We start from the raw sequence: 11,471 nt of genomic DNA, 5'->3' as shown, positions 1-11,471 counted from the left end.
AACCCCCGATGTCCGGATCACCCCGTCGGGAGGTGAGTGTTCACGCCCGGTTCAGGTCGACTCCTCGCGCACGTCCTCGAGCTCGTCGCGCGGCGCCCAGCTCTGCCAGACGCCCTGGTCGACGCGGTCCAGCCCGAGCCGCCGCGCGACCGGCGCGCGGCCGCCGGCGTACTCCACCCGCAACCAGCCGTCGTGCTCGCCGACGATCACGAACGGCTCGCCGCGCCAGGTGCACACCGTGCGCACGTACCGCAGCTCCTCCACCTCGAACGCGGGCACCACCCGCCGGTAGCGGCCCGGCCGCAACTCCTCGAACCCGTCGGTCGGCCCGTCGCTGTAGAGCCGGATCTCGCCGTCGGCGCCCGGCGCGGCCTCGAAGTCGCGCCCCAGCCAGCGCGCCTGGTACCCGTCCCGGATCACTGCGCGACCTCCGTCTGGTCCTCCTGCCCGGCCGGCCCGGCGGTCTCGGGCCGCAACCAGGCGAGCCGGTCCGGGTCGTACATGGCCACGAACCGCTCCGAGCGGTCCATGCCCAGGAAGTACATCTCCGCACCGTAGGGCAGGCGGACGCTGTCCACCTTGTATTCGCGGATGGAACCCGCGCTGCCCGGCGCGAACCCGCCGCCCTCGAACGGCGCGTCCTCCAGCACCCAGCCCGCCTCGCCCCAGGTCGCCAGCTCCTCCTCGGTACGGCCGCCGAAGGGGATGCGGTACAGGTCGGGGCAGTAGGCGGGCCAGCGGATCACGTAGACGCCCTCGTCGTCGGGGGCGAACGGCGCGTCGGTGTACAGCAGGCCCAGCGCCTCGTAGAGCTGGACCGGCGTCTGGAGGTCGGCGACGTCGGAGGTGAGGTGCACGAACCCGCCGACCCGGTCGTAGCCCTGCTCCAGGTACCAGGTGACGTGGCCGTGCGGCACGACCTTCTGCATGATGGCCGGTTGCGGCACCGGCTCGCCCTCGGGCTCGGGGAGCGCGGCGGGGGCGCGGTCGTCGGGGTACTCGTCGTACCCGTCGGCCGCCAGCGGCTCCGCGTCCTGCGCGGGCGCGGCGAACGAGCGCGGCGCGCCCGGCGACGGCCCGTCGTGCGGGACGTCTCGGACGGGCGGCTCGTCGCGCAGGGTGTCCTGGGCGGGCGGCACGTCGTAGGCCGCCAGGTCCTGGTCGTGGACGGTCGCCAGCGGCGAGCCGTCCGCGCCGGACGGCTCGGGCGCGGGCTCGCGCGGCGCGACCGGCGGCACGGGCGCGGGCGGCGCCGGGGCCTCCGGGCGCGGCTGGACCAGCCCGACCCGCACCGCCCACTCGCTGAGCGCCCGCACCTGGTCACCGCGCAGCGACGCGCCGATCCGGGTGCCGGGGTTGAGCAGCATGGCCCAGTCCTCGCGCGGCCAGGACCCGATCAGCTCGCGGAAGTCGGCGTACACGAACCGCGACTCCGGCAGCACCTCGCGCAGCCGGACCAGCGAGGTGAACACCCGCACGGCCTCGTCGCCGCGCAGCGCCGCCTCCCAGCGGAACTCGCGCTGGACGGGGGTGACCTCCAGCGGCGCGTCCTGCGGGATCGGGACCAGCACGTTCGCGGCCAGCAGCACGCGCAGGAAGGCGTCGGAGTCGCCGCCGAGCGCGGCCTCGTAGAGCTCCTGGTCGATGCGGTTGCCGGGCTCGAAGAGGGGCTCCTCGGCGGCGGGCTCGGGCTCGGGTGCGGCCTGCGGGACGGCCTGCGGCTCGGGTTCGGGCACGGGCGACGCGGCGGTCTCGGCGGCCTCCGGAGCGGCGTCGGCGTCGGCGTCATGGACGGTCTGCGCCACGCTCGGCGGCACGGGCTCGGTGCGCGGCGGCCCGCTCAGCGCGCGGACCTGCTCGGCGGGCAGCGTCGCGTCCACCGGCGTGCCCGGGTTGAGCACCAGCGTCCACTCGCCGTCCGGCCAGGCCGCGACCATGTCCAGGAAGCCCGGCATCACGAACCGCGACGACCCGATGGCGTCGGTCATCCACTTCAGCGAGGTGAACACCTGCACCGCCGGGCGGCCGTGCACGGTGACCGGCCGCCACGGGAACTCCGGGTCGTCGGGCGCGATGCCCCACGGGGTGTCGGGATCGGCGGCGACCAGCACCTGCGCGCCCAGCAGCACCTTGAAGAACGCGTTGGTGTCGCGGCGCAGCGCCGCGTCGAACAGCCGCTGCTCGACCTCGTTCTGCGGCTCGAAGCCCTCGGCCATCCGCCGCGCGGCGCGCTGGTCGGCCCAGGCCGCCAGGCCCGGGAGCTGCTCGGCCAGGATCGTGCCGCCGGCCGGGGCCCCGGAGTTGATCGCCAGCAGCCAGCCCAGGTCGGGCCAGTAGCGCAGCACCGAGGTGAACGGCAGCTTGATGAACTCGGTGCCCGCGCCGGACGCGCGGGCGGCCTCGACCAGGCGCTCGGGCGAGGTGAACACCGGCACCGTGACGGCGCCGTCCACCTCGCGCGTCTGCCACGGGAAGCCGGGACGGCCGGGCCGCAGCGAGTAGTCCATGTCCTCGGGGATGGGGAGCAGGACCTCGGCGTCGGCGAGCGTCTGGAGGAACAGGTCGTGGTCGTTGGCGGCGGCGGCGCGCAGCAGGCCGCGCTCGATGTCGTTGGCGGGCTGGAACTCCGGCCGGGGCTCCTCACGCGGGAGCTCGCGGTGCTGCTCCTGGAGCTCCTCCCACTGCGCGGCGTCGTCGGCCTGCTGGTCGGCGGGCGGCTGGGGGGCGTCGGCGGGGACGGCCGGGAGGTCCAGGCGCGTCTCGTCGGGCGAGGGGCCGGACGGCTCGGGGAGCGGCGTCGCGGCGGTGGGCTCGGGGACGGTGGGCTCGGCGGGCTGGGACGCGGCGGACTCATGCGCGTCGGGCTGCACGGCGCCGAACGGCGTCGCGTCCGGCCCTGGCGAAGCCACGGGCGCGACGGGCTCCTGCGGAACCGCAGGCGTGACCGGCTCCTGTGGAGCCACGAGCGCGTCCGGCTCTGGCGGAGCCGTGGGCGCGAGGGGTTCCAGCGAATCCGCAGGCGTGACGGGCTCCTGCGGAGTCGCGTGCCCAATGCGTCCTTGCGAAGCCGCGGGCCTGACAGACTCCTGCGAATCCGCGGGTGTGACCGGTCCCTGCGAAGTCGCAGGCGTGACGGGCTCCTGCGGAGTCGCGGGCCTGACGCGTCCTTGCGAAGCGGCGGGCGTGACCGGCTCCTGCGGAGTCGTGCCGTAAGGGACCGGAACCGTCGGCGCGTTCGCCGCCGACACCGCCCGCCCCGCCACCGGCACGTCGCCGGACGGCAGCGGCTCGTTCCCGCTCTCCACGTCCCCGAGCAGCTCCGGACGTCCCGCGAGCGGCGGCATCGTGTCGCCGTCCGCGAGCTGCCGCACGAACCACGACGGCAGCCGCGCCTCGATCGCCAGCCCGCGCGGCTCCGCCCCGCCCAGCACCGTCGTGCCCGCCGGCGCGTTCACCGCCAGCCACCAGCGCGGATCGGGCCAGGTCTCGGCCAGGTCGCTGAACTTCAGCTTCAGGAAGTGCCGGTACCCCGGCCCCAGGCACGCGCGCATCGCGGCGGCCGAGGTGTAGACCAGCACCCACATGCGGTCCCGGTCCCGGTAGGCGGGCCAGGTCGGCTGGGCCTCGTTGGCCAGCACGTCGTCGATCATGTCCGGTGGCACGGGCACGACCAGCTCGCCGCCGGCCAGGAGCCGGAAGTACCCCTCCGGGTCCCCGGCCCGGACCGCCTCCTGCAACCGGCGTTCGAGCTCGGACGTGGGCCGCCAAGCGTCGGCCACTGCCGCCACCCCCTGTGTCATCCCGCGCTGCCTTCGTCCCGCCCGGACAAGTTACGGACCTGCTTACGCTACATGGGCGAACAGGGCCAAAGCTCCCCGCCGCCGGTCGGCGCGACCGTCCGGGCGGGACCGCGGTGGGACCCCCGGATCAGCCGCGCGGCTCGCCCGCCAGCTGCGCCAGGGCCGCCAGGAGCCGGTCCACGTGCCGCTCGGTCGAGCCGATGCCGAAGCTGGCGCGCACGGCGGTGGCCTGGCCGTCCGCGCAGCCCCCGCCGTCCCCGGCCGCCACCGGGCTGTCCAGCAGGTGGCGGACGAAGGGGTGGGCGCAGAACTTGCCGTCCCGGACTCCGATGCCGTGCTCTCCCGACAGCGTAAGCGCCACATCGCGCGCGTTCCAGCCGTTGACGACGAAGGACACGATTCCGACGCGGGGGTTACGGTCGCCCCACAGGGTCAGCTCCCGCACGCCCGGGATGGCGGCGATGCCCCGCCGCAGCCGGGCCAGCAGGCGCTCCTCGTGCTCGACCAGGGCGTCCCAGCCGGTCGCGGCGAGCGTCTCGCAGGCGGCGGCGAGCGCGATGACGCCGAGCACGTTGGGCGTTCCGGCCTCGTGCCGCAGCTCGGGCTCGGCCTGCCAGCGGGTGGTGTCGCCATGGTCGTCGACCGAGGCGCTGGCGCCGCCGCCCTTGAGGTAGGGGTCGGCGGCGCGCAGCCAGTCCGAGCGGCCCGCGAGCACGCCCGCGCCGAACGGCGCGTACAGCTTGTGCCCGGAGAAGGCGACGTAGTCCAGGCCGAGCGCGGTCATGTCGAGCGGCCGGTGCGGGACGTGCTGGGCGGCGTCCACCGCGATGCGCGCGCCGTTGCGGCGGGCGACCTCGGCCAGCTCGCGGATCGGCCACAACTCGCCGGTGACGTTGGAGGCGGCGGTGACCACCAGCAGCCGGGGCCCGGCCGGGGATGCGGCGAGCGCGCGGTCGGCGGCGGCGATCGCCTCGGCGGGGGTGGCGGGCGCGGGCAGCCGCACCGCGCGCTTCCACGGCAGCAGCGACGCGTGGTGCTCGGTCTCGAACACCACGACGGTGGTCCCGGCGGGCACGGCGTGCGCGAGCAGGTTCATCGCGTCGGTGGTGTTGCGGGTGAACAGCACCGAAGCGCGCCGCCACGCGCCGAGGAACGACCGCACGGTCTCGCGCGCCTGCTCGTAGGCGGCGGTGGTGACCTGCGAGGCGTACCCGGCGCCGCGGTGCACGCTGCTGTAGTAGGGCAGTGCGCGGGTGACGGCCTCGTGCACCGCCTCTAGACAGGGGGCGCTGGCCGCGTAGTCGAAGTTGGCGTAGGGGACCTGGCGGCCGTCGTCGAGCGGCACGAGCGCGTCGGCGCCGATCACGCGCGGCACGACCGTCGCGGCGGGCGCGCCCGCCGTGCCGCGCTCCGCACCGTGATCCACGATCTGCGCCGGACGGCGAACCTGGGCGGGGGAGTACGACGTCACATCGGGGGTGACGGGGACGGACGTGAGCGTTGCGGACATGGGCGACCTCCTCGGGGTCCTGGGACCCCGGAAAGGTGCCGGCGGGGCCCGCGCTTGCCGGAACACGGTGTTGTGTCCGGCCTGGTCCTCACCCGGGGCACCCCATCGCAGGCGAAGGGTTGCCGGCCAGCGAGCCGGGGCTTGACGCTGGCGCTCATGACCTGATGCGGAACTATATACCGACGCGGCCGTCGGCTATCAAGTTGGAGGTTTTTGTGCGAAACGGGACGTTCCGGGCAATCGCCGGGGTGTTGCTGCTGGCCGGGGGCGGGCTGCTGACCGGCTGCGGGGGCGGCGACAACTCCGACAAGGTCTGCGCCGACGCCAAGCAGGCGTTCCAGCAGTACGTGACGCAGGTGCAGAGCGCGCCCGCCAACAAGTCCGAGCCGTGGAAGCAGGCCACCGAGCAGCTCGCCGGGAAGATCGACGGGCTGGCGGCCAAGGCCGAGAAGGCGGAACTGAAGAAGGCGCTGAAGGACGAGGCGAACCGTTTCCGCACCGCCGCCGGTCCGGTCGGGAGCGGCGACGTCTCCCAGCTCGACCAGGTGCTGAAGAGCACTCCCGAGCAGATCGGAAAAGCCTGCTCCTAGGAGGACGGCGGCCTCCGGAAAAGGAGCCGGAGAACGTGGCGCGGCACCGAATTCGTGACCACGACTTCCCTACGGCATGACCTGTTCCTACCGGCTTGTAAAACACCCCCGGACATGCGGAGAGGGGCCCGGCGAACGCCGGGCCCCTCTCCGTTTTCCGATTCTCACGTGCTATCCGGCACGGCGTCCAGGAAACACCGGCTAATCGTGTTCCCGGAAGCGGATGTCGGGGCGCTGGCCGCCGCCACCGTTGTCACCGCCGCCGTCGTTGTCGCCACCGCCGTTGTTCCCGCCGCCGTCGTTGTCGCCGCCACCGTTGCCGGGGCCGTCACCGTTGCCCGGCCCTTCGCCGTTCCCGGGGCCGTCACCGCCGCCCGGCGTGGACGGGGAGGAGGGCCTCCCGGTGGGGGGCCGGGAGCCGCCCGGCTCGGTGGGCCGCACCGTCGGCTCCCGCGTCGGCCTGCCGCCCGGCGCGGGGTTGACCGGCCCGGTCGGGCCGTCGTTCTCGGCGGGGCCCTCGTAGCCGCCCATGTCGGACGAGGGGTCGCCGAACTCCTTCTGCTCGTAGCCCTTGATGTTCACGGCCTCGGACATGTAGTTGTTCCAGATCTGCGCCGGGAGCTGCCCGCCGTAGATGCTGTAGCCCGGGATGCTCAGCGGCTTGAAGTCGCTGCGGAACATCGCCACGGTGGTCGCCATCTGGGGGATGAACCCGTTGAACCAGATCGAGCGGCCCTCGTCGGTGGTGCCGGTCTTGCCGGCGACCGGGCGGCCGTCGGGCAGCTGCGCGCCGCGCCCGGTGCCGTTCTGGACGACCTTCTCCATCGCGTAGGTGGCGTCGCGCGCGGTCTGGGTGCTGAACACCCGCACGCCCTTCTCGGTGAAGTCGCGCTTGTCGTCCTTGTTGTTGGTGACCGACTTGACCACGAACGGGGTGCGGTGGGTGCCCTCCCCGGCGAAGGTGGCGAACACCCCGGCCTGCTGCACCGGGTGCACCGAGACCACGCCCAGCGGGAAGGTCGGCGCGGTGTTGGCGCCGTTCTTGACGAGCTGGTCCCGGGAGATGCCCAGCCGCTCGGCCATCCTGGTCACCTTGTCGAGCCCGACCTTCTGGCCCAGGTTGACGTAGGCGGTGTTGACCGAGTTCTGCGTGGCGGTGACCAGGTTGATCGAGCCGTAGGAGGTGCCGCTGTCGTTCTCGACGCGGGAACCGGCGTAGTACTGCGGGGAGCTGCCGTCCACCGTGGTGCCGAGGCCGAGGCCGTTCTCCAGCGCGGTGGCCAGCACGATCGGCTTGAAGCCGGACCCGGCCTGCGCCCAGTCGCCGAAGGCGCTGCTGAGCGCCTCGTCCAGGTAGTCGCGGCCGCCGTAGAAGGCCAGCACCTGGCCGGTGCGCGGGTCCACCGAGACCGCGGCGGTGCGCACCTTCTTGCTGGTGCTCTTGGGCACGTTGTTGTCGACCGCGTCCTTCAGCGACTTCATCAGCCGCTTGTCGAAGGTCGTGGTGATCTTCATGCCGCTGCGGTTGATCTCGTCCTCGGTGTAGCCGCGGCGCTCGATGAGCTCCTTCTTGGCCACGTTCACCATGTAGCCGCGCTGCCCGCGCAGCACGTTCTGGATCTTGAGCTTGCCCGGCTTGGGGAAGGTCATCGCGGTGGCCTCGGCCTGGCTGACCGCGCCGTCGCGCACCATGTTGCCGACGACCGCGCGCCAGCGCTGCTCGGCGTAGGCGGCGTGCGCGCCGGTCGGCTCGGCGAAGTTGGTGGGCTGCTGGATCGCCGCGGCCAGGTAGGCGCCCTCGGCGGGGGTCAGCTGCTTGACGTCCTTGTCGTAGTACGCCTTGGCCGCGGCCTGCACCCCGTAGGCGTCGCGGCCGAAGAAGATGGTGTTCAGGTACTGCTCCAGGATCCAGTCCTTGGACTTCTCCCGGCCCACCTTCAGGGAGACCATGATCTCCTTGAGCTTGCGGGTGACCGAACGTTCCTTGCCGATGCCGCCGTAGTAGTTGCGGACCATCTGCTGGGTGATGGTGGAGCCGCCCTGGAGCTGCTCGCCGGTGACGGTGGTCCAGAACGCGCGCGCGGTGCCCTTCACCGAGACGCCGGGGTCCTGGTAGAAGCTGCGGTTCTCGGCGGCGATCACGGCGTCGCGCACGCCCTTGGGCACCTGGCTGAGCGGCACGACCTCGCGGTTGGTGCCGGTCTTGGCGATCTCGCTCTTGCCGTCGGAGTACAGGAACGTGGGTCCCTGCTCGACCGCGTCCTGCTGGGGGGAGGGGACCGGGGTGAACACGTAGGCGATGCCGAACGCGGCCACGCAGAACCCGATGAACGCCAGCACGCCGAACAGCGCGCGGCGCGCGTAGCGGGCGCGGCGGCTGCGCGGCTTCTTGGGCGGTTTGGCGGGCGGTTTGCCCTTGCCCGCGGCGGCTCCCGTTCGTGAGGCGCCGGACGTGCGCGGCGGGGCGCCTTCGGCGCGCGAGGCCGTCAGGGTCTGGGTGGCCTTGCCGGAGGAGGCGCCCGCGGCGGCGGCGGTCGCGCCGCCGCCGAGGATGGCGGTGGAGCTTGGGGCGCCGTCCGCTTCCTTGGCGTCGTCTGCGTCCTTGGGAGCTGCGTCCTTGGAGGCCGCGTCCTTTTCGGGAGCCGCGCCCTCCTTGGCCTCCGCGTCCTTCTCAGGGGCCGCGCCCTTCTGGACGTCCGCCCCCTTCGCCTCGTCCGCGCCCTTTCCGCCGTCCGCGACGTTCTCGGTGTCCTCGGCGTCCGTGACGTCCTCGCCGGAGGCCGCGGACCCGTCCTCGACGGACGAGGCGGTCCCTCCGACGGCGCCGTCCCCGCCCTTCGCGGGCGGCGCGGCGTCCCCGGCGGTCTCGAACTCGGTGGTGTCGCCGTCCCGGCCGATCGCGGCGTCCCCGGGCGTCACGTCGTCCGGCCCGGTGGGCCGCTCGCCCCCCGGGCTCCTGTCCTTGCTACTCACAAGCCCCCCGTGATGATTTCGTTACCGACGATACCTGAGGAGGTCCGTGCGTTCGGCCGGTCAATGCACACTCCTATGGCTTCCCATTAGAAAGACGATCAGCGTCTCCGAAGGGTTGACGTGACGCTCCTCGCGCGCCCCCGCGTCGGCCGCAGGCGTCCCCGGAACGGGAACGGCGGAGCACTCGTCCGAGTGCCCCGCCGTTACTGCTCGCTGGGGAGGTGATTATGCCCGCGTCACTTGGGCAGCTTGCCGAGGATCTCCACCAGGAACACCAGGGTGTCGTCGCCCTTGATGCCCGCGTCCGGCGCGCCCTTGGTTCCGTAGCCCTCCTTGGGCGGCAGCACCAGCAGCACGCGGGAACCGACCTTCTGGCCGGTCAGGCCCTTGTCGAAGCCGGGGACGGTGCCGCCGGTGCCGACCGGGAAGCCGACCGGGGTGCCGCCCTTCTGCCAGCTGGAGTCGAAGATCTTGCCGTTCTTCCAGAGCTGGCCCTGGTACTGCACGATCGCGGTCTCGCCCTTGGCGACGGCCGGGCCGTTGCCCTCGACCAGCACCTTGGTCTGCAGCTCCTTGGGCGGCGCGGTGTCCTTGGGCACGGTCACCTTGGGCGCCTCGCCCGGCTTGCCCGCCTCGACCTGGGGCAGCTTCTTGTCGTCGAGCTTGTGCTCGGTGCCCTGCGGCCCGGCCTTGGGCGACACGCTCTCCAGGATGTCCAGCGCGAACACCAGCCAGTCGTTCTTGCCCAGGTTGAGCTGCTGGCCCTGCTCGCCGAAGCCCTGCGACGGCGGGACCTGGAGCAGCACCCGGCTGCCGACGGTCTGGCCGACCAGGCCCTTGTCCACGCCCTTGACGCCGCTCTTGCCGATCAGCAGCGGCTGGATCTGGCCCCCGGCCTCCTTGAAGGTGGAGCTCAGCTCCTTGCTGGTGCTCTTCTTGGCGTTGTCGCCGGTGCCCTTGGCCCACTGGTAGAAGACGTGCCGGGCGTAGACCATGTCACCGTCGGCGATCTTCTTGCCCGTGCCCTGGATCGGGGCGCTGACGTCCAGCTCGTCGCCCTCGGGGACCAGGTCCTTGGGGATGGTGACCTCGGCGTCCTTGCCGAAGTCGCCGGACACGGTGATCTCCGGCCCGGGCCGGGTGAGGTACCAGGTCGCCACCGCGCCGACGGCCACCGCCACCACCAGGACGCCGGCCACGATCGCCAGCCGCCGCTTCTTGGCCTGGGCGGCGGTCAGCCCGGAGGGCTTGGGACCGCGGTTGCGGCTGTCGCCGCCGAGCCCGTGCGGCTTGAACTCCGGACTCCGGATGTTCTTGGCGTTCGGCAGCTTCGCCTTGACCGCCGGCTCGCCCCGGGGCTTGTCATCCTCAGCCATTGTTTCCTCACTCGCTCCGGGATCGACGACATCACCAAAGGCCACCACCCTGCCAGCACACATCTAAGGAGGCCGTGAAAACAGGGCAAAGAAGACCGGCTCCGCAATCTACCGGTCCGGGGGCCGCCGTCGAGACGCCAGTGTGGTGGAGGGACGGGGCCCTGTCATCCCGGCTCGCGCACCCGCCGCGAGGCCGGGCGCGCCCCGCGGCGGCCCCGCCGAAGGGCGGTCAACCCGAAAACGGTCTTGTTCGTGGCCGTTTTCGGCATTCCTGGCGCGCGGCGGGACGGCGTGTTTATGTTGATGACTGTCAGCAGTCTTCCTTGCACGGAAGGAAGTGTCCGGCCGTGACCGACGCCACCCCCGACCCGGCGCAGACCCCCCTCCCCAAGATCAACACCGAGGTGCCGCAATCGGCCCGGATCTGGAACTACTGGCTGGGCGGCACCGACAACTACGAGGTCGACCGCGTCGCGGGGGAGCAGTACAAGGCGGTCTTCCCCGACATCGAGGTGATGGCCCGGCACAGCCGGGTCTTCCTGTCGCGGGCGGTCACCCACCTGGCCGGCGAGCTCGGCCTGCGGCAGTTCCTGGACATCGGCACCGGCCTGCCCACCCACGACAACACCCACGAGGTCGCCCAGCGCGCCGCGCCCGACGCCAAGATCGTCTACGTGGACAACGACCCGCTGGTCCTGGCGCACGCCCGCGCCCTGCTGACCAGCACCCCCGAGGGACGGACCACCTACATCGACGCCGACGTGCGCGAGCCCGAGAAGATCGTCGAGCTGGCGGGCGAGACGCTGGACCTGACCCAGCCGATCGTCGTGATGTTCATGGGCATCCTCGGCCACATCCAGGACGACGACGAGGTGTTGTCGATCGTGCGCCGGACGCTTTCGCTGGTGCCCTCGGGCAGCTACCTGTGCACCTACGAGTGCACCGACGTCGACCAGACCTTCCTGGAGGCGCAGGAGGGCTACGACGACACCGGCGCGGTGCCCTACAAGCTGCGCAGCCCCAAGTTCGTCGAGCGCTACTTCGACGGGCTGGAGGTGGTGGAGCCGGGCGTGGTCCCGCTGCCGCGCTGGCGTCCCGAGGGGGAGCTCACCGACAGGGAGAAGAACGAGGCGACGCTCTGCGGCGTCGCGCGCAAGCCCTGACGGCCCGCCCCGATCTTCACGGTGTGTGCCGAAACGTGCACACCGGAGACTAGACGAGT

General features: G+C 72.5%; 7 protein-coding genes and 1 riboswitch. Of the genes, 2 read left to right on the top strand and 5 right to left on the bottom strand.

The genetic code is table 11. The features are described from left to right. Window positions 1–51: 51 nt before the first annotated feature. From AH6_RS32675 to AH6_RS32665, 3 genes are all read right to left on the bottom strand, one after another. Window positions 52–420: a UCP033725 family protein gene (locus tag AH6_RS32675; RefSeq protein ID WP_067487935.1), complete on the bottom strand. Its 369-nt coding sequence runs from the start codon at window positions 418–420 to the stop codon at window positions 52–54. After that, window positions 417–3,779 (bottom strand): SseB family protein, encoded by a 3,363-nt coding sequence (locus AH6_RS46815; RefSeq protein WP_067487933.1) that lies wholly within the window; start codon window positions 3,777–3,779, stop codon window positions 417–419. The genes AH6_RS32675 and AH6_RS46815 overlap by 4 nt, the downstream gene beginning before the upstream one ends. Before the next feature lie 148 nt (window positions 3,780–3,927). Continuing rightward, window positions 3,928–5,310 carry an aminotransferase class V-fold PLP-dependent enzyme gene (locus AH6_RS32665; protein ID WP_083983707.1) on the bottom strand — a complete coding sequence of 461 codons (1,383 nt, stop codon included), beginning with the start codon at window positions 5,308–5,310 and terminating at the stop codon, window positions 3,928–3,930. 45 nt (window positions 5,311–5,355) lie between these two features. After that, window positions 5,356–5,472: riboswitch (SAM riboswitch) on the bottom strand. Window positions 5,473–5,525: 53 nt separating this feature from the next. Here AH6_RS32665 and AH6_RS32660 point away from each other — a divergent pair. After that, window positions 5,526–5,900 (top strand): hypothetical protein, encoded by a 375-nt coding sequence (locus AH6_RS32660; RefSeq protein ID WP_157431869.1) that lies wholly within the window; start codon window positions 5,526–5,528, stop codon window positions 5,898–5,900. 201 nt (window positions 5,901–6,101) lie between these two features. On the opposite strand, the gene AH6_RS32655 is transcribed toward AH6_RS32660, so the two are convergent. Together AH6_RS32655 and AH6_RS32650 are read right to left on the bottom strand one after the other, a co-directional pair. Continuing rightward, the gene (locus AH6_RS32655; RefSeq protein WP_245679563.1) at window positions 6,102–8,873 is read right to left on the bottom strand and encodes a transglycosylase domain-containing protein; all 2,772 of its coding nucleotides are present in this window, start codon (window positions 8,871–8,873) and stop codon (window positions 6,102–6,104) included. A gap of 236 nt (window positions 8,874–9,109) precedes the next feature. After that, the gene (locus AH6_RS32650; protein ID WP_067487929.1) at window positions 9,110–10,249 is read right to left on the bottom strand and encodes an FKBP-type peptidyl-prolyl cis-trans isomerase; all 1,140 of its coding nucleotides are present in this window, start codon (window positions 10,247–10,249) and stop codon (window positions 9,110–9,112) included. 347 nt (window positions 10,250–10,596) lie between these two features. Here AH6_RS32650 and AH6_RS32645 point away from each other — a divergent pair, with 347 nt between their 5' ends. After that, a complete protein-coding gene (locus AH6_RS32645; protein WP_067487927.1) occupies window positions 10,597–11,412 on the top strand; it encodes an SAM-dependent methyltransferase in 816 nt (271 codons plus the stop codon). The last annotated feature ends 59 nt before the right edge of the window (window positions 11,413–11,471 follow it).

The sequence above is a fragment of the Actinomadura hibisca NBRC 15177 genome, from assembly GCF_001552635.1.
In the GTDB taxonomy this organism is placed as follows: domain Bacteria; phylum Actinomycetota; class Actinomycetes; order Streptosporangiales; family Streptosporangiaceae; genus Spirillospora; species Spirillospora hibisca.
This window is presented reverse-complemented; position numbering and strand designations above follow the sequence as displayed.